Below are 20,011 nucleotides of genomic sequence, written 5' to 3' on the forward strand. Positions count from 1 at the left end.
TCACCTCTAAGGCTGTTGAGACTGTTGCGACGATGGCATTAGGGGGGCCGCAAACTTAAAGACGATGTTTATGACCCCCGCTGGCGATATCACGTCGCCATCTTTGAGTTGTATCCAGCCTCTGCCTTTGATTGGCTGGTTGTTGAGAAACGTCGGATTTGTGCTGTAATCGTCGCGTATGTAGCATATTATCGTGTTAATGTCGCGAATCTCGCACCATATCCGGAACTGCCCGCCCTTCTCCCTCCTCGTGATATACCTTATGTACGGCTCTGGAATCAGCCCCTCGAAGTCCTCACGACCGAACACTCTGCTCTTCTCGTACACCTCTATGTACCTACCATCGGGGAAGATCAGGCGGTATGGTATTGGCAACTCCATTGTGGTTGGCAGCGTTGAGCGGCCTACACCGTGCTGTTGCACCGGCTGGGGGGTCAGAGAGGCAACCACAGTCTCGCTGGAGGATACGGCTGTGGGTCGTGACATGGAGACGGTCTGTGGTGTGTGTTGTGAGGAGGAGTATGCAGGTGGAGGTGCTTGCTGGTCTCCACCCCGCTGGTAGTATTGCGCGAATGTCGCGCTCATAACTCTAGTCTCATCTAGTCTAGCCCCACAGTTTTGACAGTAGATGGCATCAGGCGGGTTTGCATAACCACATGCCGGGCAGCGTTTTCTACCAGCCGCATTGAAGTGGTACGAGGACATGTATCCCACCCCTCTAGGCCAACGGAGTACCACACTTCTTACAATACTTGGCATTAGGGTCGTTTAACGTACCACACCTACTACATACCCTCCCTCCGGTAGTGCCTCTAGCTTGTGCTACCGGCGATACCATAGTTTGGCTACCAGATGGAATGCTAGGAGGTTGCGGGGTGCCCCCCACAGCACCAGACATGGGAGTTACCAGTGTCTCGCCGCCTGTACCGCCTGACGGTGAGGTGGGCGGCTGCACACCTACTCCTCGGGGTTGAGGCTGGAGTGTCGGGGGTGGCGGAGGGGGCGGCGTACGTGGTACACCAGATCCACCTGTTGCTGGCTGCACCCCACTGTTCTGCGATGGCTGGGTTCTGCCAACTACCGTCTCCACTTGCTTTCTCCCGCGCTTCTTCGTTATCATAGGCAATACCAGTATGTACAGGAGGACTCCTAGAACGACTATGCCTATTATGATGAAGATCGCTACTAGAGCCTCTAACATTGCCTAGCACCCAATTTACTAATACTGTAAAGAGCATATATATAATGAATGTTGGAGCGTGTAGTGCTGGAGGTGGTCGGTTATACCGGGCCCTTTGACCAGGGAACTTCTAACAATGTCTCCAGAGATCAATCTAGAGGTACAGATAACCTTCGATCTACGTTCCACGATCCTCTACTATGCTGCTAGGGTTACTACTCATACACTGGTGATACTCAGATACATCATTATAATCTCCTTGATAATAACCGGGTTGAACATGCTTACGAGGCTCGACTTACTTACGTCCCTATTGTTAAAATGGCCACCCGATGTATCGGGCATAGCCCTCCTCATCCTCAACGGGTGGATATACGCTGTTTTCGCGTATGTGATAGTTGCGGCGTTGAAAGTTGCTTTCGAGAAGCTATACCTGGATTATGTGCAGTCGAGGATAAACGAGCTTGAACGTATCATCAGTAGCTCACCCGGCGCGGTACCAGTAGCGAAGCTAGTTGAGATGCTTGGGTTGAGGAACATCTACGAGTTTCTCGCAGCGGCAAACGCGTATCTCCTCAAGAGGGGTTCGAAGAGGGTGTACAGAATCCAGGTTGACCCCAATACTGGAACCGAATACTTGGTGGAGAGCACGTTAAGCGGACAACCGGTGTCTCTGCCAGCTGTGCCGAGCAGCAATGATAGTAGTGAGGCCGAGACAGAGATCTTCGGCTCGTTTGGTAGTGAAGAGCAGCGCTGAAACCATAGGGTGACAGTGAAATGACCGGCTGTCGGCTTGAACAGAAGCCTGCCGAGCCTATCCAGGGTACTGCGAGCACCTATCATGTTGTGAAGCTGCTTGGTAGCGGGGGTCAGGTGTGTGCATGGCTAGGTGTAGATAGAGCCACGGGCGAGTATGTTGTGATTCGTGTTCCTAGGCCGGATCTACCCCCGGATCTCTATCAGTTGCAGGTGAACAGGCTTAGGATAGCATACCGGATACTCTATGTGCTATATCAATATGCGTCCCAGACGAGGCTCCACATGTACTTCGAGCAGCCTCATGATTATACCGATATGGATCACACGTTCATGATGATGACTAAATATGTCGAAGGAGATGACCTCGAATCTTTCATCGCATGCAGTGAGATGGGTATGTTATCGTCAGAATGTAAGCGGGTAGTAGGTGGTCTGCTTGATGCCGTGTACTTCATGCACCAGTTGGGCATTATACACCGTGATATAAAGCCGAGGAACATTAGGAGTGCTCCGTGGGGTCCGGTGCTCATCGACTTTACAACTGCAAAGTACTTTTACGACGTGACTCTTGGCGACGTTTATGTTTATTCTACCGGTGGGTACACCGCCCCCGAGCAGATGGAGTACGCGATAGCCTCTCCACAAAGTGACGTCTGGAGCATGGGCGCTACCTTGCTGAGACTAGCAGCTAGGAAGGAGCCAGCAAGAATACTCCGGGGGTACCCGAAGCAGCTGCGTCGCCTAGCACCACACGACATTAAGAGGATTGCTCCGCGAGCAGAGGGGCTGGCTGAACTGATAGCGGCGGCTCTCGACCCGGACCCGTGTCTACGTCCAGCCACGCTGGACGAGGCTAGAACGCTTATCGGCGGTGGGAGCATAGAGGTGGGATTCGCGGAGGTGATCCTCCTAGGCAACAAGTATACCATAGAAGAGCGTGGTGTATGCATAGGAAGATCTAGCTCGTGTCACATCCAGATACCCCGGGATAGGGACCCAAACAACTTCATATCGGGTGTGCATGCAGTGATATTCTGGGATGAATTGAGGAAGGAGTGGATGATTCAAGATATGTGCAGCTTGAACGGGACTGCGGTGTGGAGGCCGGGTATCGACGAACACTGGGTGATAGTTTGGCCGGGAAGGAAGGTGACCGGACATATATGCATAAAGGGTCATCCCGTTGGCGAGCCACTCCCTCTCGGCAAATCAGCACTGATATCCCTCGGTTTCGATCAAAACCTAGGACCTTACCTTATCGCAGTGTTTCGTGCTGGGCCACAAATTATATCGTCTATAGCCTAAACGCTATGGATAACGATACTTACCCTCTCTAGCTAAGAAGTTGGTGGTAACACTTGCTCACGAGCTTATACATCATTTATAAGCTACTAAATCGGTATTGAAGCTTGACTATATCATGCAGGGATTTGTATTTAAACTAGCATTGTATGCACGAATTGCGACGTGATGGCTCAAATAGAGCGGATGGTGCCTTATGTCTGTAGACAGCATGAGGTGGAAATGTGGAAGAAAGCCTACAGACTCGCCTTTTATTTGTGGCTTAATTGGAGTGTACGCTCAGTAGTTTACGACATTGCTCGAAGCATTATTCATATGTAGTAGTGTAAGTTGGGTACGAGTATGACTCTAGTTTTATACCATTGGGACAATAATGGCTGAGTGTACTTATGTACTAGCATGTACAAGCTGTGAGGATAAGAAAGCATGGGATATACGATGAAAGCTTCCTAGGACAACGATGATAGTACTGAAGGCGGCCTGTACATCATTAGCTTCTCTGTGGCGTGTATCGGGAGAGCCTAGGGAGGCTCCTCTACTATGATACTCTGGGTATAATACCCTGGGTATGATACTCTGGGTATGAGGATTGGCGTTGAGGGTTGTAGTTGAGAGGCCGTGGCTCTCCAGGTTTCTTTTGAGTGGTGGGAGGAGGCTGTTATATGGTAGGAGGAAGACGGGGAAGACCTTCTACGCTAGGAGGGTTCTCCGCGAGTACCAGTTTTTTATCGTGCGGAGGGGCGGGGCGATATACGACCCGGTTAACGACGAGACCCTCGACGTTGCGGGTTTCCTTCGTCTCTGTAGGCTCGGCGAGCGGATAATCCTTGATGAGTTCCACCGGGCTGACCCCAGGATATTCGATGCTGTGCAGGCGGGCGTGTGTAGCGAGGAGCTTGTTTTCATCACCTCGACTCTCCACTACTACAGGAGGTTTGTGGAGGAGCCGGAGGCGCCTCTCAAGGGCCTCTTTGCCGTGCGGCGCGTTGGGCTCCTAACGCCCCTTGAACTCTTGAACACGGGTTGGGGTGGGCTGGAGGAGGAGCCCGCTAGGCTCATAGAGCATCTCGTCTTCTACCAGGAGCCCGTGTTGATAGGGAGGAGTCTCGGTGACATAGTAGCCTCGGGGATGGAGTATGCGCGTTCGCTTCTCGGCGAGGTGCTTACCGAGGAGGACCACCGCTACACGGCTAGATTCGACGCTATACTCGAGGCTATAGCGGCGGGGCGCACCAGGCTAACCGAGATATCATCCTACCTCTACTTGAGGGGTTTGATAGAGAAGGATTCACCCAGCCACGTCACGAAATACCTGGATGTGATGGTGAGAGTCGGGCTCCTGGAGAGGCTGGAGGTTTGGGGTAGGAGGAGAGGCAGCATATACCGCCACTACTCGCCCCTAACCGACCTCGCCTACCACCTCCAGGCGAGATACGACTTCTACGAGGTGCCCGCGCCCCTCGAATACGGGGTGAGGGCCGCCAGGCAGCGCCTCCCCCTGCTCGTAGAGGTGTTCGCCGAGAGGCTACTGGCGCAGCTCTACGGGTTGAAGCCTGTGAAGATACTAGAGCCGGAGGTCGACATCGCGCTCGTGCGCTTCAAGAGGCTCGAGCTAGTCGCCGAGGTCAAGTGGGTCTCTAGACTCTCACGGGACGAGGTAAGGAGGGTAGAGGAGAAGCTCTACAGGCTAGAGGCGGAGAAGCGCATCCTCATAGTCCCGGATGAGAGCATAGTCCCCGAGACTAGCCTCGAAGTGTGGGACGCGAAGAGGATGATAAAGGAGGCGAGAGCAGCCAAGAGCATCCTCGAGAACCTCTAGGTCCCCGGCGGCTTCTTGCATTAGATACGCACGGTGCGAGGCTGGTTGGGTAGCCTAGCCTTCCCCCAATCCTAGTCTTTAGCTCCTGGTGGTCTCCGCTAGCGCCTCTAGCGTCTCGAGTAGCCACTTCTCGGTCCTCTCGTGGGCGGCCACGTGCCTGTTCCAGTCGCGGTTTACGACGTGGACCCAGTAGGCTAGGAAGACGCCGAGCGTCAACAACGTGGCGACGATGTAGAGTATTGTTGGCCTCTCGGGTGTAGCCTCTCCCTCTAGGATCGGGGGTCTTGCGGCCGCGACGCCCTTCTCGCGGAGCACCTCGTATATCTGCTCGTAGAGCCTCCTCTCTACCCTCTCGTGCCTCGAGAGGTCGCGGCTCAGGAAGTGAAGTATGTAGAGTATCACGATGCTGAACACCAGGTATACTATAGCCCAGAGGCCCGGAGAGTGCTCCGACAACGCGTCCCTAGCGTCATCCACCCGGTCCCTGAGCGCCGCGAGCCTAGCCCTATCCACCCCAAGCTCGGTGAACAACTCGTACACAGTCTGGTATATCCTGTCCACCCGGCGCCTATGGTCCACCTCCCTAGCGACCAGCTTGTAGACGGCATACACCGACCACAGGGCGAAGCCTACGGCAGCCGCCACAAGCCAGAACACTAGGAGCCCAAGTAGAGCCGCAAAGCCAGCCGTAGCTTCAATCCTGACCTCCGAAGCCGCCTGGAGACGAGAGGAATGCATGTAGACGAACTCCGTCCCCGTGCCTATACTCGTCACGGCTCCCAAGACGAGCGCGAAGAGTAGAAGCCCGAGCATAACCGCGGATAGGGCCGCACCCACCACGAAGGGCAGCTCCACAAGCACAAAGGAGAACCTGGTATCGTTGCCCCTCTCCTCGATGTACTCCCTAAGCCGCGATATATACAGGCGCACAGTGTCCCTCTGCGATCCACTCACAGACTAGAACACCCTCATAGACATAGCATTGACAAGGTATAGATTAAGTTGCTGACACCAATAAGGAGGATGCCACGCGGTACACCGAGCCCCTATCACCTCTCGCGCCCCGAAACCATCGACCCGGCTACCCCGCCACACCCGCGTGTGCCTAGAGGGGCACTGCCCTGGCCATCCACTCGCGTATAACCCTTCTCAGATCGTCTAGCCTGGCCACCCTGGAGCCCAGGCCGCGTAGGAGCTCCTCCACCCCATGCTCGTCTCTCACGATGACAACGCCTCTCCTTAATGCCATTCTTCACGCTGGTTTCTCGACCGCTCTTCTCAGCTCCTCGGGCGTCATCGGGATAGGCTCTACCTTATCGGGGAGGACGTCCTGCACGAGCTTGTAGCGGTCGAGGGGGCGTATACCGCGAAACACCTCAGAGACTATTATGAGGTCGACGTCGCTCCACAGATTGAAGTCGCCACGCGCATAGCTACCGTGGAGCAACACAGAGACCCTGCCAATGCGCGCCGCTAGCCTAGCGGCAGCCCCCTCAACCTCCTCGAGGATCCTAAGCCACTCTTCGAGCCTACTCCTCGGCACCCGAACATACTCCACGAACGCACACCTCCACCGCCCCCACAACTCTCTCCGCACACTCCAACGCCTCTATAGCGTCGCGCCTCGTGAAGCTCTCGTAGGGCGCTATCCCCGCTGCCCAGCCATCCGGGTACCTCGGCGGGATGTACAGCTTGTTCAGCATCGCGACACGCTCATAGAGAGGCTCTAGCTCTCGACAGAGGCGAGAAGCCCTCCTCCAAAACTCCAGAAGGTTACGCCCGAATTACTCGACACCAGCCCCCGCTGCAACGCCTTAAGCCCAAGCTCCGCAGCCTGATGCGACCCGAAACACACCCAGTCGTAAAAACCCTCCATCCAGATCCACCCGTATAGATGCGAGCGTTTGCCTAGCCCAAGAGTCACACCCCCATACTCAATGATAAGCCGTAGACTGGGTGAGGGATGGAACCATCCCCGCGACTAAAGCGACGCGGAGACAGTTTCCCCGGGGCCTTCGCGTGTTCCACTCATATCCCCGTGCTGCATGGAAACATAAAGCGATGGGTTACGCGGTATACCTAGTGGCCGTCTCTTATGGCGTCGGGTACAACGAGCCGCGAGGATCTGAAACGCGCTATTCTGGAGTTGTTGAGGAGTGATTGGGAGTTTCGCCGTGCTGTTGCTGCTGAGCTTGGGCTGCTGGAGATCCTGGAGAGGCTCGTGAAGATCGAGGAGAGGCTGTTGAAGGTCGAGGAGAGGATCGAGGAGCACACCAGGGCTATAAGGGCGCTACAAGAGCAGGTCAAAGCACTTCAAGAGCAGATGGTGAAGCTCCAGGAGCAGGTGGCCGAGCATAGCAGGGTGATTAGGAATCTCCAGGAGGAGCTCAGAAGGTTCGGGGATCGCCTCGCGGCGCTGGGCTCAAGGTGGGGCCTGTACGCCGAGGATGCTGTCCGGGAGTCCCTGTACAGGATCCTCCAGGAGTATCTCGGCGTGGCCAGGGTGGAGAAGTGGAGGGAGTACGACGAGGCGGGGGAGGTCCTCGGCAGACCGAGGATCATAGAGATCGACGTTGTCGTCAAGAACGACACCCATTACTTGATCGAAGTCAAGTCGAGTATAGACGTCTACGACGTGTACGTGTTCAACCGGAAGTGCGAGCTCTACACGAAGAGGGTGAAACCACCAAAAGTAAAGAAGCTGATGGTCACATTCTACGCCGACGATAAGGCTGTAAACGCGGCTGAAGAGCTAGGCATCGAGATAGTACGCGGATAGGGCTGAACAGGGCTACAGCTCCCCCACACCCTCACTCATTATTCCCGGCTTACGGCCCGTCGAGCACGCCACTATGGCTCCCCACTTAGCTGTCTCCGGGGGTCAGGGATATTGACACCATTCTTACCTTCGACAAGGGCTTCGAGAGAGTACCATGGCTCAATGTAATTCCCTGAGGCACCGGTTTACGTAGAGTATGTGGAGTACGTGCTAATGCTAATATTCATCTCGGAAGCGAAGAACCACGCTAAGGATGGAGTGACGTGTATGGAGCCCACCGGTATTTAAACCCAGGACCTCCGGTTCCAGAAGCCAGTGTTCTGCCAGCGTTCTATAAGCTTCTGTTCTACTTGTTTGATAAATAAGTAGGACGGGCGGGTGACAAGTTACTTTATGTGTGGGTTGTTCGTGCTAAGTCGGGAGCCCAACAATTATAGTGTTTTCTTATCTATTGGCAATACGGTGTGGCTAGAGCTAATAGTTCTGGGAGTGTAGTATCTCGGGGGAGTTGAGAGTGACTAGAGTTGGCTTAAAGCGCATTGTTATCGAGGTTCCTGAGAACCTACGAGTCCCTCCCGGCGAGATCGAGGAGAGATTGAAGATAGAACTGGCGTTGAGATTGTATGAGAAGGGCATAGCTTCACTAGGTCAGGCTAGGAGGATAGCAGGGCTATCTAAATGGAGTTTCTTAGAACTGCTAGCCAAGGAGGGGATACCCATGCGCTACGGCGAAGAAGAGCTAAGAGAAGACTTGGAGGTTGCCAGGAGGCTTGCAAGGGAATCAGGGAAATAGTGGTGACAGAAAAGAAGAACTGGTTGTTGTTTCAAATCCTAGCTTGTACACGTAATACTATTAAGTTCCGAGTTCATACTGTCTCGCCTAGTTCCTTAATTCTCCTCGATAAACGCATCTATTGAGTAATCATGGGGAGGTTTAGCTTGTTCGTATTCACATTTATAGAGTGCAGACGTTCGTAATAATATGGTGATTATGTAAAGCGCGTTGCTGCATCTTAAAAACAATAGCCTTGCTATAAGAACAGTGTACTTATATTTAGTAGATGTCATAGTTACCCACACCTGAATAACGAATTACAACTTGTATTGATATTACGTATTACGATTACGACTGCTCCTGGCTTAGGGTAGCTGTCGGAACACGATAACCGGTTCAACGTGATACAGAGAGTAGTTGAGGGAGCACCGACCAGCCGCCCAGCGCAAGGATGCGGCTCTCCAAGTTGCGACTAGAGTGGACAGAGAGCGGAGGCCCGCTGGTGTCAAAGAGTTGGAGAAGAGTCTGGAAGAGGTGAGTGAGAATGTGGAGCTGTAAGCTTCTACTCGACACGAACATCATAATAGCATTGATTGGGCGCGATAAGGGTGTTCGTCAAAGCCTCGCCTCGTTCATCCACTTTATGGTGAAGAGGAAAGGGTGTAGCGTCTGCTACCATGAGGTCTCGCTTCGAGAGATACGGGTTGTTAGGGGACCCTCGGTCGAGGCGCGTGCAACAACAGTGCTTGCGGAGCTTGGGGTGTCAAGGTGCGGGCCGCCAGAGTCCTCGCTGCGGAGTATGGCGGGGAGATACGCTAGGAGTGTGAAGAGGCTTGGCTTGAACGACGTTTTGATAGCGCTAGCGGCGAGGGAGAATACGGCGATACTGGTCACTGGTGATTACAGCCTGGCGTCCTTCTACGCCTCGATAGCAAGGCCTGTGTGTAGAATCGGACAGCGCGGCCACGAGAAGAGTGTCGCTGTGAAACCCTTCATATACATCCCTCTACCCGCGTTAACCGGGGAGTGTGAGTGGAGCTAGCAGACGCTATATACGAGATAGAGGATTTTGACCGTAGGGTGATGGCACCTCTCTTCCTACTGTACCTCAGGCTCAAGCGTAGAGCCGACGGACGGCTGAGGGAGAAGCTCGACAGGCTAATGGACGACGCTATAATGGCTCGCCGCCACCCGTGCAACGTGCTCCGCGAGATGTGCCACATAGCCCACAGAATCGGGGTAGACGCGAAGATATGCAGAGAGCCACCCGAGCACTGCAAAAGCCGAGAACATGGACTCTAGGGCCACCGCACAGATCTTCCTCGCCCTGACATGCACCCACAGTGAGGGCCACACCGGTAAATACTAGCCCTCCGCAGCTTACATGCAACGCAAACCACTCTATCACAAAAAGCTTCGTCGCCACTGTCCTCTCACTACCCCAGCTTATGCCTCCTCAAAACTCTCCCCTAACCCTGCATAGTTCCTCTATGAGGCCATACCATATCATGAAATCGCCGTGTATCTCCGGGTCTAGAGGCCCTGGTAGTAGCCCCCTACCCCGCTTCCCATAGAAGCCGCTACTGATCGAGCCTAGACACTTTGCCCAGGAGTTCAAGGATGTTGAACGGCGTGTAGTAGGCTTCGAGCACGCCCCTCTCCCATAGCCTCTGAAGCACCTCGGGGGTAGGCTCAACTCCTCTAACCCGGACGCCGACCATGGGGAGAAGATAGGTTGTGTCAAGGAGAATCCTAAGCTTCTTTGAGGAGCTCACGCTGCATCTCCTCCGACTCCCTCTCAAACTCCTCGAACGTTGTCTCGGCGTACTTGGGGCCGCGGAGAGCGTAGGTGAACGGATCAGGCTCTGGCTCGAGTATTATCCTCGAGCCCTCGACACGCAACCTCACATAGCTGCCCTCACGCACCCCAACAGCCTCGGCAAGCGCCTTCGGCAGATATATCGTGTATTTCTTCGACACCCTTACCCTAGCCTCGAGGGTCAAGCCCCACACCCAGAGATGGAAATAGGCACGAGCCTTGAGTTTAGCCCATCGTCTGGGAACACAGCCCCTCAACCCAGGCTCGCAACACCCCTCTCAGCCTACACCGCGACGACTGGTAACGCTGCAAAGCACATGCTCTAGCCCCGGAGGACGAACAACCCACAAAGCTCTTGTGGAGAGCCTCCCAGGCCACACCAGCATGTAATAGGTTGTTTTGCCCTTCGCGGCTACCAGCAGAACTGCGGAGAAAAATACGGGGATCGCAGCCATGGACGCTAATGCCCCATCCCTGGGGTCCCCGCCACCCTGTAGCACCGGGTGTGTTTCACAATCCTCTATGGGTTGATCTGCGCTTTAATGCTCTAGAGAGGGCTCTCGTCAGGCAGGCTTGAGAGGACGAAGATGAGCGCTGTGAGGAGAAGCATCACTATCCGGGGCGGAAATCGAGTCCTGTTGAAAGTTTTGAGGTTTGCGGGTGGCGGGGTAAGTTTATGCTCGCTTTTATGGCGTTTCTCTCTGGGCGTTAAGGAGTGTCTGGAGGAGCCGCTCGTATTTCTGCCCCCTGAGGCTGTTGGTAAGGTCCGTGAGTTTCTACGTACTCGGGGGTTCTAGGCGAGATTATATCTGATCTTATGCTGGTTGTGAGCATATGCAAGGTTAAGCTTGGCGAGCGCCACGCCTATGAGGTTTTGGTTAGGCTTCCCACGTTGAAGGATAAGGGTGGACTTACTATAACAACTCACCGCTTCCTAGTAGATGCTGTGACGGGCGAGGTGCTCGAGGCGGCACCGGTTGAAGCCAGTCGCAGTTCTTGATACTAAAGTCTTGTTCAAGCTTGTTGCATGTACTCTCAGTGTACACTTCTGCGATGAGACTGTAAACCTAGCGTATAGGGTGTTGTGCGAATGTAAGTACGATTTCATAACTACTGAGGCTGTTGTCGGAACACTTTACTTCGCTAAGCGAGAGATTAGACATTACAAAGTTCATACTCCACATGCTAAGATTAACGCCCAGGATAGAGTGCCTGGCCGTTGGCTGGTCCCTGAGGGGGCTGCCGGGGGCAGCCAGAGGCCATGTGCCCGTAGCATAGAGGGGCGTTGGGGGCGTCGTCTAGGGTCGTTGCTCTGGGACTCTGTGATCGCGGGGTCTTGAGCCCAGCCTAGGCTGGGTTCTTTACCCTTCCCATCGTCCCACAAACATGGGGTGGGATGGTGGAGGTGGTATGCAGGGTGGATGGGAAGGGTAGGATCCTCATACCTAAGGAGGTTAGGGAGAAGCTTGGGATCAGGAGCCTGGTCAAGCTTAGGGTGGAGAAGGATAGGCTCATACTGATCCCCGTCAACGACCCCCTGGAGGAGCTGACGGCTAACGTCGTGAAAGGGACTAGTGACGTGGCTCGCGAGATACGCGGTCTTAGGAGGGTTGCCGAGAGGGAGGCGCTTCGAGAGGTGGAGGGCAGGTGGTCATAGTCGAAACCGACTTTATAGTAGCTGTCTCGTCCGCGAGCGACGCGCGACACGACGAGGCTGTGAGGATACTGCGGAGGAACGCTGGCAAGCTGAAACTCTCGCCATACACGCTGATAGAGCTCGACCTGCTAGTCAAATCCGGCAGGCTGATCGTCAACCTCCCAGCCTACTATGAGAGCCTCTCGAAACTCCTAGAGTTCTACGGCATAAGCCTGGTAGAGCCAAACCCCGTGCACCTCGCGATAGCCTGGGAGCTTCGAAGGAAATACACCCTCACACACTTCGACTCTCTACATGCAGCAGTAGCCATAGCGGCTGGCGAACCCCTAGCAAGCTACGACGAGATCTACAGGAGGGTTAAAGAGCTGAAATACATCCACCCATCGAGCCTAGCATAGACCGGGACGGCGGCTTCCCACCCTAGGCGACTGTAGGGCGGAAAGGAGGAAACGACATCCAGACCTATACCGTCCCAGCCGAGCGGCTTAAAACATCATGCGCGCCGCGACCCCTCAAGCCTGAAGGACGGTTAATGGACGCCACAAACTACACTACAAGATGCGGGCTAACATATCAGTGTACCGTCCTATAAACCCTAGAGGCTCGTGGCTCGGGCGTTGCTAAACAAGGCCAGTATAGTTACCTTTATAGCTGCTTTTGTGAAGAGGGAGTAGCCTCTAGACCTCTTACTCTCCAACCGCGACGCAACTCCACGGATTAAATGTCGAGGCGCAATGTATAGCCGACATTGACACGTGTACAGTCAACATGGCAAAGAGGGTGGTCCAGATGACAAGCGCGTGTCGGCGTCACGCGGAGGACAAGATGATTCTTGAGCACCTCCTTCACTTTACATAGAGCCCTAAGCCTCTTGCATCACCCCACATGATACTTGAGGAAAGTCGCGGGGAATACCTAGTTGTACATGATGCTCGTTCAAGTCCTTATCACGTTTATGGGCATGCCTGTAGCCTTAAGCTTGTTTATTAGATGGGCGTCAGTACCTTCACCCAACCGAGGATATACCCCACATCCTCCGCGATAAGTGGCGTCCACCGTGAGACGAAGACAGTACAGGCCCAGCGTCACGAGGCGGGTCACACTAAGATGGTCATGTGCGCCGTGCGTGAAGACAATCCGATCCCTGGGACTAGCCGAATATAGTAACACTTGTGGCCCGTCAAATAGAGTAGGCGATGGTAACGACTATTAGGGTTATTATAGCGGGTGATAGTGGGGCGGTTGTAGTGGACGAGCTGCTCAAGAGAATAGTCGTCGACCCTAAGATCATGGCCGGGAAGCCCGTTATTAGGGGTACAAGGAGCACCGTTGACATGATACTTGAGCTGCTAGCCGCTGGCATGAAACCGGAGGAGATGGCTGAGGACTACAACATAAGCCTCGAGGATGTCCGGGCGGCGCTGCTCTATGCAGCCAGGGTCCTCGGTAGAGAGGAGATAATGATTGAGACGAGAGCTTAGAATCCTCCTTGACGAGGGTATGGGGCTTAAAGTCTACTATGAGCTGAAGAGGCGGGGGTACCACGTACAATCTATACCAGTGGAGCGTAGATGAGCCCCCTGACAAGGATGTCAACGAGACAGCCGTTAGACATGGCAAGATAATAGTGACTATGGATGGGGTTCCGGGTATCTCGCCTCTGCATACAACCCGCCCGGGGTAATCATCCTAAGGTTGAGAGACCCGAGAATACCTAACAAGATTAAAGCGATTTGAAGCATCAAGCCTCGGAGGCAACTCTATGGCCACATAGTAATAGTGACTGATACACGGATAAGGAGACGACCAATAGCGCCATAGGAGCTATAAGACGAGCAAGTTTCCTAGCAGCTCACCGCACAGAAATCTCGATGCTATGATACATCATGATAGTCGGAGATGAAGGGAATCCAGCCTTCCCTAACCAGTGGTCGCGGGTTCGAATCCCGCCAGCGGCTCCACTTTCCCAACTCGTACACATAATACTATCCGGTTCCAAGCTGGCACTGCTTCACCCAGTTCCTTATCTCCTCAATAAACGCATCTATTGAGTGGTCATGGAGAGGTTTTACCTGTTCGTATTCATGCTTGTGGTGTGGGAAGGTCATAATATTGTGATAATGAGGTGCATTATCGTATCTTAAAACAACCTCATCGTTATAAAGTAGTGTATACGAATACTTAGTTACCCGTCCTTGGATGATGAGTTCCGATACGAAAACCTTGCATTGACGTTTTACCGCTCTTAACTTATAGTAGCCGTCGAAACCCGATAATCCGGGTTTATACGATATAAGGGTTATGTTGGTAAATCCTAGTTCCCGTAGCTTGCTTGTGACATAAGCTACTCTATCACTAAGCTTTATCCTCATTGTCTTCTCCTCACTACCTCGGCTTAAGCCTCTTCCTTAGTTCTTCCTCGACTCTGTATAGTTCCTCTATGAGGCCATACCATATCATGAAATCACCGTGTATCTCCGGGTCTAGAGGCTCTGGTAGTAGCCCTTTACTCCACTTCTCATAGAAGTCGCTACTGTCCATGCCGTATTTTTCCTCAAACTTCTTAATCTCGTTCAGCAGCCAGCGTCTCCTCGACACAAGCTCCTCCACAAGTTTTAGCATAGACTCCAACCCTCTCACCACCACCCACTTATCTAGCTAGATTTTTAATTCGGTTACCCGTGACACGAAAACTCTTTCTGCAGCCTCTACTAGGCGCACCATACTATCGCAGACCAGCTTTACCTCGCTGTTCTCGCGATACAACCCTCCCCAGATTCCCAGGGGGTCAATGAGCGCCCGCAAATGGCGCACTTCCAGACCTCCTCTGACTAGTATCTCATAGAGTTCCAGCTTCTTCAGCGCCTTCTCCAAGCCGCTATCGTGTATGACCTTAACAATGCTAGCGGCTTTAGCCGATATACTCCTCGCGGGTATGCTCCTCTGCCCTGAGAAGCTTAATGTGTGTCCGTTGCACAATGGTACAAGAATCAACTCCCGGCTATTGGTTTTAACTCCTCAAGCATGGTTGCCTACCCTGACGACACGCTCTGCAGGGGTGTTTCAAATCCATATTCTTCCGTAAAACACTTTGTTTATAGTGGTAAACGGGTAGTCACGAGCTCAGAAATCAGCTGGCAGCTCCACTCTCACCTTAAAACATTAAGCTAGAGGTTAGGCAACGATACTCAGAGTCTCCACTCTATTCCCGCTATGCTTAGAGTACGATTATGTAGATCAACAATGAACTCCTACACTCTCACGAGGCACAATCCCTTCTAGCAGTCTTCCTCATACGCTTTTATGAACTCCTCACTGATTACCCCCGTCAACCCGAGAACACCAAGGAGGGCGCCGGGCTTCAGCTCCGAGTGCAGTGGTACAACTGTTACGAACTTCCTGCCTTCAGCCTGCTTTACCAGTACAACGCGGCTCTTCCACGTCGCCCTCCCACAGTGAACCCGAGCCCCAACCCAGCATCTCGATTACCTCACGTCCCGGCAGCCATGTGGGTCCCCACCTCAACTTCTAGTACACCCACGATGTCTCTACTAATCTGCCCCAGCCTTCCCAGAGCCTCGGTAACCTCCCCCAGGTACAACTCTAACGCCTCCCGGAGATTCCCGAGAGCCTCCTCAATGGTCCTACCCTGACTCGCAACCCCGTAACAACCTCCTTAGCCACATACATGTCCTCTTCACGCAAGACAACAAACCTCACACGCACGTCACATCCGCTCCACAGTATCCAGGTTGTTAAGGGTATTTAACCCACGGAGAACAACCTCTAGCTGCGTAAAGAACCACCCTTCGAACAACGCTTTGTATCGTATAGATGTTACAATCTCCCGTCAACTACAGAAACACCCGCATATAAACGATGAACCCGGCGAGCCAGACAAGCATGGCAAGAAGACCTATGCCCGCCACACTCAACGCCTTGCCAGCACCTGTAGCACTCTCACAACGGGCCCGCCAGATTCGTAGACCCGAGCCCCAATAGCAGATTATCCAGGTGGGTGCCTTCCAGGGCTACTAGCTAGAGAGGGCTCCTCCCCAGCCACCGGCGCTACGCGCAACGCGCCGTACACAGTGACGCCAGTCTCAACTGCCCAGCCTCCTCCCTCCCCCGCGGATCCCCGCGGGGCACGAGACACACCGAGAGACGCGTCAACCACTACCACGATCCTCCCCCGCCTATCGACTCCACAGTGCCACGCGGGAGGACGGGATGACCCCCGAGCACCTCCTCTACCCCACGCAGACCCCAAGACTCTCATGGTACCCCACACGCTCCTCAAGGAACGCTATGATCTCCCTCCTCCGGCCAACCACGCCGCATAGAGCAACCATCCTCCTCTTCAACTCCCCAGGCACACGCATACCCAGAACCTCAGACAACACTATACACCCACGCAAACAGAAACGCAGAGACAACCCACGCATAAGGCTGTTAAGGCTATATCTAGCAGTAAAATGCAAAAAGTGTAAGATGGCCTAAGCAGATGTAATGCAGTTATAATGTAGTATGCCTCGCGCTAAGATAGTAGCTAAACTAGCCTAGTCTTGACCCGTTATTCTATACCTCCATGTTAAAAACATTATAACTGTATTTACTTGTTCCTCGGACTAACGTTAACATCTTTAAGGAGCATAGACTTCCACATCCAGAAATGTGGAAGTAAAATAAATGCATCCTTCCTTACCTGCTCTAACATGGGATTACAAATGAATAGTGAATATAGAACGCCGCGTGCATTAATTAACGAAATACTCGAATGGTGTAATGTTACAAAAATGAATGAATCGAGTAGGTATGCACTCTGTAAGCTCCTCTACTCGGCAATACAAAGCGATAAGATTGCATTCATATCAGTTGTACAAGAGTATTTAGGGTTGCTGGCTGGTAGTCCAGAGGGTCGTGTGTATGTCTCCACTGGTGACGTGCGCCACTGGGTCGACAGCCTGCGGTATGGCAGATCTTTTGGTCTTGTACCTTGGGCTTGTGGTGTAAAACGTGAAGACATTGGGAGGCTTGATAGGCGCGGGGGTCCACACTGGAGTAACTTGTACTATGCCGTTGCGAATCAGTTCATAAGCGTTGACAATGTTGTTGAGGTGATCCCACCGCTCAACTTGTATAACGTGAGAGAGCATGGTATTATCGGCCTGGGTGTTGTCGTAGCCGCGGAAGTCAATCCTTACAAGAAGTTATGGAGTCGTGAGGCTTGCCCGCCGGGCTCTGACGAGCCTTGCTACTCGCTTAGGTGGTATACTCTTCCGTTAATGCTTAGCGTGGATGATGAGATGTTACAACGGAATAGGATACGCGTTATTGGAGTGATAGGCGAGGTTTCTAGGAAGGGTAGGAGGAACTGTGCACAGAGCCTTGGCGAAGATGCTGGCAAGCTAGTTAACGTGCTATTGGAGAATCTTGAGAATGGCACCCTACGAGACTATGTTGAGCTTGCGTATAACTATCTCCGTGAATCCCTAGTATCTGCAGTTGGCGGTGCACACGAGACAGACCGCGGTCTAATCCCAAACAGCAAAGTGGAGCATGTACTGTCCCCTTGGGAGTCTATACTAGGTGACCTTGGTAGTGTTGTTAAGAGGATAACTGAGCGTCTCTTATCTTCCGGTGTCTATATCGATAGAAACCTCGTGGAGGTGTTTGTTGCGCTCGTTGCACACTCTAACGTGTTACTAGTTGGCCCGCCTGGTACAGGTAAGACGTTACTTGCAAGCATACTAGCCGATGTCGTCAACGCGAGACTCGTCCCGCTAACAGGACATGCTGGTTTAACACGAGTAGACCTGATTGGAGGCCCTGTGCTGCATGGTGGTAACGTAGCTTGGCGCTCCGGAGTGCTGTTGCGTGCATTGTACTATGTTGCTAGGGGTGAGCGTGTTCTCCTCCTCCTCGACGAGGTTAACCGGATGGATGTTGACAAAGTGTTTGGCGAGTTCTTCACGATATTCTCGTCGCCTAGCCCGCGTGGCTGGAACCTAAGGGTTGTCTGCAACGCTATATGTGACGAGGCAATGAGCTATGCGGATCTCGATGAGCCTGCTAAGCTTGTATGTAAGTCCTGTATGGACAGGGAGGAGTTCGAGGACAAGGTTAGGAGTGGTCTTAGAGTTGTTGCGACTATGAATACCGTGGATTTCGCCACTGTGTTTAATGTTGGTGAAGCATTTGGCAGGAGATTCTTCAAGATTAGAGTACTTCCCTCTATCGACGAGAATGTTATACGCAGGGAGGTTGAGGTAGCCGCTAACTATGCACGTAGCACATTCGATGTTGACGTTGATGAGGAAGTTGTTCGTAGTTTAGTGTCGCTCTTGAAGCATTTACGTAAAGACGCGAGTAGCAGCGACTTTGTGACGCCGCTACCCGTGGGGCCAGCTATGGTCGCTGGGGTCATGGAGGCAGCGGCTCCAATAGCTGTTGCTAATGGCTCAAGAACTATCAGGATGGAGCATGTCTGTCGTGCTCTGGACACACTCGTACCGGTAAATGCGCTTCTCGACAGGGAGTGGATGGAAAAGTGGACAGGGGCGGTGTGGAACTCTTGCAGGGCGAAAATGAGCACTTAGAGCTCGAGTATATGCTTGACAGAGTTGCGAATTTCTACGCGAAGATAGGTCCTCTGAAACTAGGACTGGCACGCAACGAGATACCATTAGCATATAAGGATGCAGAAGGTCTATTGTTGGTCGCTATCGCTGTTAAGCTGCTTCTCTCGGTGTTTATGCTCCTAGAGAAGTTCTATGAGCGTGTCATTCGTGCAGCTTCTAGCGTAGAGACTATTGAGTCGCCAGCTACTCTTGGTTATCTTGATGTACAACGCACGATTAGAAACATAGTTGCCTTAAGGCCGCCAGTTTGGCGTGTTGTGCGTAGAGGGCTAAACCCTAACGATCGGGTACATGTTTGCAGTCTTTACAATACTGCCGTTGGGTTAGCAGGCCAGGCAAAACGGATAATGGAAAGTGTAGAGGAGGCTAGCGCTACCACTATCTATGGAGAACTTGACCGGTTGCTCAAGAAGCTCGGGAGGCTATCGCAACGCGTAAAGTCACTCTATCGTAGACTCTGCGGGTTTCACCCTGAAAGCATAACTTACAATCCATGCTTAGACGCGAGGCGTGCTTGTAACGTGTGTAATGCTCAAAGTGTTGCTGGCGTACATTCGAAGCTTCTTAGCAACCTATGCACGCTACACTCTATGCTCTACGGCGAGAAGGCATCACGGGTGGCCATCGTTAGGAGAGTAAAGGACGACACCGAGTATATTGAAGCAGTGCTACGAGTCTATGCGCAGAGGCTCTATGAACTCTATGTGCTCTATATGCTTCTTCGTGCACTTGAAGGACTTACACCTGGTAGGATACAAGCAAGAAAAGAGAGGGTAATCGTCCTTGAGTATGACGGGTCCATCATAATCTTCTACAATTCGAAGCCAAGGGTCGATGGTATGCTATTGAGTAGAATTGCAAGGGGTAAAGCTGTACCACAACTCGACCCGGGTATCCTCGAGGCTGCATCGGGGAGACCCGATATCACGCTGGTTGTAGGCGATCGTGTTGCGGCTGTGTTTGAGGCCAAGTACAGCCGCAGACCTAGCTACCTAACCGCTGCTAGGTTCAAGACACTAGCCTATATCCACGAGTACGACGCACGAGCTGGTGTCCTTGTCTATCCCGGGCTAGGAGCCACCAGCTCTGCGTACGAGGAAGAGGACGACGTTGATACTATCCGTTTACTCGCCGAGGCCGAGAAGAACGGCACGCTAGCAATAAGGCTATACGGCAACTCGACGCTCTACATACTTCCGCTGTTGCCGCGCGAGGACATCGAGGAGGAGAACATTGAGAGGATGCGGCGTGTGCTCCGCAGCTTGGTGGTGCTGTCCTGA

At 53.0% G+C, this 20,011-nt stretch carries 29 protein-coding genes; 15 read left to right on the forward strand and 14 right to left on the reverse strand.

Going from position 1 to position 20,011, the window contains the following annotated elements; translation table 11 throughout:
• Positions 1-6: 6 nt before the first annotated feature.
• Positions 7-705: a zinc-ribbon domain-containing protein gene (locus tag PYRFU_RS10610; protein WP_014026698.1), complete on the reverse strand. Its 699-nt coding sequence runs from the start codon at positions 703-705 to the stop codon at positions 7-9.
• Between the two features lie 13 nt (positions 706-718).
• The gene (locus PYRFU_RS10745) at positions 719-1,201 is read right to left on the reverse strand and encodes a zinc ribbon domain-containing protein (protein WP_014026699.1); all 483 of its coding nucleotides are present in this window, start codon (positions 1,199-1,201) and stop codon (positions 719-721) included.
• A gap of 115 nt (positions 1,202-1,316) precedes the next feature.
• On the opposite strand from PYRFU_RS10745, the gene PYRFU_RS05745 reads away from it, so the two are divergent.
• From PYRFU_RS05745 to PYRFU_RS05755, 3 genes are all read left to right on the forward strand, one after another.
• Positions 1,317-1,937, forward strand: a complete 621-nt coding sequence (locus PYRFU_RS05745) for a hypothetical protein (protein ID WP_167827856.1) — start codon at positions 1,317-1,319, stop codon at positions 1,935-1,937.
• Positions 1,938-1,957: 20 nt separating this feature from the next.
• Positions 1,958-3,244: a protein kinase domain-containing protein gene (locus PYRFU_RS05750; protein ID WP_014026701.1), complete on the forward strand. Its 1,287-nt coding sequence runs from the start codon at positions 1,958-1,960 to the stop codon at positions 3,242-3,244.
• Positions 3,245-3,830: 586 nt separating this feature from the next.
• Positions 3,831-5,060, forward strand: a complete 1,230-nt coding sequence (locus PYRFU_RS05755) for an ATP-binding protein (RefSeq protein WP_048191703.1) — start codon at positions 3,831-3,833, stop codon at positions 5,058-5,060.
• 78 nt (positions 5,061-5,138) lie between these two features.
• Here the strand turns inward: PYRFU_RS05755 and PYRFU_RS05760 are convergent, their stop codons facing one another.
• The 5 genes from PYRFU_RS05760 to PYRFU_RS10675 form a co-directional block, all read right to left on the reverse strand.
• Positions 5,139-6,014 (reverse strand): hypothetical protein, encoded by an 876-nt coding sequence (locus PYRFU_RS05760; RefSeq protein ID WP_048191705.1) that lies wholly within the window; start codon positions 6,012-6,014, stop codon positions 5,139-5,141.
• Positions 6,015-6,165: 151 nt separating this feature from the next.
• On the reverse strand, positions 6,166-6,309 hold the full coding sequence (locus tag PYRFU_RS10470) for a hypothetical protein (protein WP_167827857.1): 144 nt from the start codon (positions 6,307-6,309) through the stop codon (positions 6,166-6,168).
• Between the two features lie 3 nt (positions 6,310-6,312).
• A complete protein-coding gene (locus PYRFU_RS05765; RefSeq protein ID WP_244403828.1) occupies positions 6,313-6,603 on the reverse strand; it encodes a nucleotidyltransferase domain-containing protein in 291 nt (96 codons plus the stop codon).
• Positions 6,590-6,829 carry a HEPN domain-containing protein gene (locus tag PYRFU_RS10215; protein ID WP_083818540.1) on the reverse strand — a complete coding sequence of 80 codons (240 nt, stop codon included), beginning with the start codon at positions 6,827-6,829 and terminating at the stop codon, positions 6,590-6,592. Before PYRFU_RS10215 ends, PYRFU_RS05765 begins: the two co-directional genes overlap by 14 nt.
• The gene (locus PYRFU_RS10675; RefSeq protein ID WP_083818541.1) at positions 6,787-6,936 is read right to left on the reverse strand and encodes a HEPN domain-containing protein; all 150 of its coding nucleotides are present in this window, start codon (positions 6,934-6,936) and stop codon (positions 6,787-6,789) included. The genes PYRFU_RS10215 and PYRFU_RS10675 overlap by 43 nt, the downstream gene beginning before the upstream one ends.
• Before the next feature lie 219 nt (positions 6,937-7,155).
• On the opposite strand from PYRFU_RS10675, the gene PYRFU_RS05770 reads away from it, so the two are divergent.
• From PYRFU_RS05770 to PYRFU_RS05790, 5 genes are all read left to right on the forward strand, one after another.
• A complete protein-coding gene (locus PYRFU_RS05770; RefSeq protein ID WP_014026704.1) occupies positions 7,156-7,839 on the forward strand; it encodes a PD-(D/E)XK nuclease family protein in 684 nt (227 codons plus the stop codon).
• 514 nt (positions 7,840-8,353) lie between these two features.
• On the forward strand, positions 8,354-8,632 hold the full coding sequence (locus tag PYRFU_RS05780; RefSeq protein ID WP_014026705.1) for a UPF0175 family protein: 279 nt from the start codon (positions 8,354-8,356) through the stop codon (positions 8,630-8,632).
• A 399-nt stretch (positions 8,633-9,031) separates the two neighbouring features.
• Positions 9,032-9,172 (forward strand): hypothetical protein, encoded by a 141-nt coding sequence (locus tag PYRFU_RS10475; protein ID WP_014026706.1) that lies wholly within the window; start codon positions 9,032-9,034, stop codon positions 9,170-9,172.
• Complete coding sequence (locus PYRFU_RS05785) at positions 9,159-9,656, forward strand: type II toxin-antitoxin system VapC family toxin (RefSeq protein ID WP_014026707.1); 498 nt, start codon at positions 9,159-9,161, stop codon at positions 9,654-9,656. Before PYRFU_RS10475 ends, PYRFU_RS05785 begins: the two co-directional genes overlap by 14 nt.
• The gene (locus PYRFU_RS05790; RefSeq protein ID WP_014026708.1) at positions 9,647-9,916 is read left to right on the forward strand and encodes a hypothetical protein; all 270 of its coding nucleotides are present in this window, start codon (positions 9,647-9,649) and stop codon (positions 9,914-9,916) included. Before PYRFU_RS05785 ends, PYRFU_RS05790 begins: the two co-directional genes overlap by 10 nt.
• A gap of 154 nt (positions 9,917-10,070) precedes the next feature.
• Here the strand turns inward: PYRFU_RS05790 and PYRFU_RS10480 are convergent, their stop codons facing one another.
• The 3 genes from PYRFU_RS10480 to PYRFU_RS05800 are packed head-to-tail and all read right to left on the reverse strand — an operon-like array spanning position 10,071 to position 10,618.
• Positions 10,071-10,232 (reverse strand): hypothetical protein, encoded by a 162-nt coding sequence (locus tag PYRFU_RS10480; protein ID WP_014026709.1) that lies wholly within the window; start codon positions 10,230-10,232, stop codon positions 10,071-10,073.
• Positions 10,195-10,389, reverse strand: coding sequence for a PIN domain-containing protein (locus tag PYRFU_RS05795; RefSeq protein WP_014026710.1), 195 nt, complete (start codon positions 10,387-10,389; stop codon positions 10,195-10,197). The genes PYRFU_RS10480 and PYRFU_RS05795 overlap by 38 nt, the downstream gene beginning before the upstream one ends.
• Positions 10,367-10,618 (reverse strand): AbrB/MazE/SpoVT family DNA-binding domain-containing protein, encoded by a 252-nt coding sequence (locus tag PYRFU_RS05800; protein ID WP_048191708.1) that lies wholly within the window; start codon positions 10,616-10,618, stop codon positions 10,367-10,369. Before PYRFU_RS05800 ends, PYRFU_RS05795 begins: the two co-directional genes overlap by 23 nt.
• A gap of 641 nt (positions 10,619-11,259) precedes the next feature.
• Here PYRFU_RS05800 and PYRFU_RS05805 point away from each other — a divergent pair.
• The 5 genes from PYRFU_RS05805 (at position 11,260) to PYRFU_RS05825 (ending at position 13,571) form a co-directional block, all read left to right on the forward strand.
• Positions 11,260-11,433, forward strand: coding sequence for a hypothetical protein (locus tag PYRFU_RS05805; RefSeq protein ID WP_167827858.1), 174 nt, complete (start codon positions 11,260-11,262; stop codon positions 11,431-11,433).
• On the forward strand, positions 11,411-11,773 hold the full coding sequence (locus PYRFU_RS05810) for a hypothetical protein (RefSeq protein WP_014026714.1): 363 nt from the start codon (positions 11,411-11,413) through the stop codon (positions 11,771-11,773). Before PYRFU_RS05805 ends, PYRFU_RS05810 begins: the two co-directional genes overlap by 23 nt.
• 59 nt (positions 11,774-11,832) lie before the next feature.
• On the forward strand, positions 11,833-12,090 hold the full coding sequence (locus PYRFU_RS05815) for an AbrB/MazE/SpoVT family DNA-binding domain-containing protein (protein WP_167827859.1): 258 nt from the start codon (positions 11,833-11,835) through the stop codon (positions 12,088-12,090).
• On the forward strand, positions 12,081-12,488 hold the full coding sequence (locus PYRFU_RS05820; RefSeq protein WP_014026716.1) for a type II toxin-antitoxin system VapC family toxin: 408 nt from the start codon (positions 12,081-12,083) through the stop codon (positions 12,486-12,488). Before PYRFU_RS05815 ends, PYRFU_RS05820 begins: the two co-directional genes overlap by 10 nt.
• A gap of 798 nt (positions 12,489-13,286) precedes the next feature.
• Positions 13,287-13,571, forward strand: coding sequence for a DUF433 domain-containing protein (locus PYRFU_RS05825; protein ID WP_014026717.1), 285 nt, complete (start codon positions 13,287-13,289; stop codon positions 13,569-13,571).
• Positions 13,572-14,075: 504 nt separating this feature from the next.
• On the opposite strand, the gene PYRFU_RS10000 is transcribed toward PYRFU_RS05825, so the two are convergent.
• From PYRFU_RS10000 to PYRFU_RS10490, 4 genes are all read right to left on the reverse strand, one after another.
• Complete coding sequence (locus PYRFU_RS10000) at positions 14,076-14,462, reverse strand: toxin-antitoxin system TumE family protein (protein ID WP_014026719.1); 387 nt, start codon at positions 14,460-14,462, stop codon at positions 14,076-14,078.
• A gap of 13 nt (positions 14,463-14,475) precedes the next feature.
• A complete protein-coding gene (locus PYRFU_RS05835; RefSeq protein WP_167827860.1) occupies positions 14,476-14,712 on the reverse strand; it encodes a hypothetical protein in 237 nt (78 codons plus the stop codon).
• A gap of 36 nt (positions 14,713-14,748) precedes the next feature.
• A complete protein-coding gene (locus PYRFU_RS05840; protein WP_048191712.1) occupies positions 14,749-15,069 on the reverse strand; it encodes a hypothetical protein in 321 nt (106 codons plus the stop codon).
• Positions 15,070-16,340: 1,271 nt separating this feature from the next.
• Positions 16,341-16,490 carry a hypothetical protein gene (locus tag PYRFU_RS10490; protein ID WP_167827861.1) on the reverse strand — a complete coding sequence of 50 codons (150 nt, stop codon included), beginning with the start codon at positions 16,488-16,490 and terminating at the stop codon, positions 16,341-16,343.
• A 327-nt stretch (positions 16,491-16,817) separates the two neighbouring features.
• Here PYRFU_RS10490 and PYRFU_RS10005 point away from each other — a divergent pair, with 327 nt between their 5' ends.
• Together PYRFU_RS10005 and PYRFU_RS05850 are read left to right on the forward strand one after the other, a co-directional pair.
• Positions 16,818-18,689, forward strand: a complete 1,872-nt coding sequence (locus PYRFU_RS10005; protein WP_014026726.1) for an AAA family ATPase — start codon at positions 16,818-16,820, stop codon at positions 18,687-18,689.
• A complete protein-coding gene (locus tag PYRFU_RS05850) occupies positions 18,665-20,011 on the forward strand; it encodes a hypothetical protein (RefSeq protein WP_014026727.1) in 1,347 nt (448 codons plus the stop codon). The genes PYRFU_RS10005 and PYRFU_RS05850 overlap by 25 nt, the downstream gene beginning before the upstream one ends.

The organism is Pyrolobus fumarii 1A, from assembly GCF_000223395.1.
Classification (GTDB): Archaea; Thermoproteota; Thermoprotei_A; order Sulfolobales; family Pyrodictiaceae; genus Pyrolobus; species Pyrolobus fumarii.

Bases quoted from the DNA above. Each gene is read 5' to 3' on its own strand.
- PYRFU_RS10610 (WP_014026698.1), bottom strand. From the start codon at position 705: ATGTCCTCGTACCACTTCAATGCGGCTGGTAGAAAACGCTGCCCGGCA.
- PYRFU_RS10745 (WP_014026699.1), bottom strand. From the start codon at position 1,201: ATGTTAGAGGCTCTAGTAGCGATCTTCATCATAATAGGCATAGTCGTT.
- PYRFU_RS05745 (WP_167827856.1), top strand. From the start codon at position 1,317: ATGTCTCCAGAGATCAATCTAGAGGTACAGATAACCTTCGATCTACGT.
- PYRFU_RS05750 (WP_014026701.1), top strand. From the start codon at position 1,958: ATGACCGGCTGTCGGCTTGAACAGAAGCCTGCCGAGCCTATCCAGGGT.
- PYRFU_RS10470 (WP_167827857.1), bottom strand. From the start codon at position 6,309: ATGGCATTAAGGAGAGGCGTTGTCATCGTGAGAGACGAGCATGGGGTG.
- PYRFU_RS10675 (WP_083818541.1), bottom strand. From the start codon at position 6,936: ATGGAGGGTTTTTACGACTGGGTGTGTTTCGGGTCGCATCAGGCTGCG.
- PYRFU_RS05770 (WP_014026704.1), top strand. From the start codon at position 7,156: ATGGCGTCGGGTACAACGAGCCGCGAGGATCTGAAACGCGCTATTCTG.
- PYRFU_RS05785 (WP_014026707.1), top strand. From the start codon at position 9,159: ATGTGGAGCTGTAAGCTTCTACTCGACACGAACATCATAATAGCATTG.
- PYRFU_RS05825 (WP_014026717.1), top strand. From the start codon at position 13,287: ATGGTAACGACTATTAGGGTTATTATAGCGGGTGATAGTGGGGCGGTT.
- PYRFU_RS10000 (WP_014026719.1), bottom strand. From the start codon at position 14,462: ATGAGGATAAAGCTTAGTGATAGAGTAGCTTATGTCACAAGCAAGCTA.
- PYRFU_RS05835 (WP_167827860.1), bottom strand. From the start codon at position 14,712: ATGCTAAAACTTGTGGAGGAGCTTGTGTCGAGGAGACGCTGGCTGCTG.
- PYRFU_RS10005 (WP_014026726.1), top strand. From the start codon at position 16,818: ATGAATAGTGAATATAGAACGCCGCGTGCATTAATTAACGAAATACTC.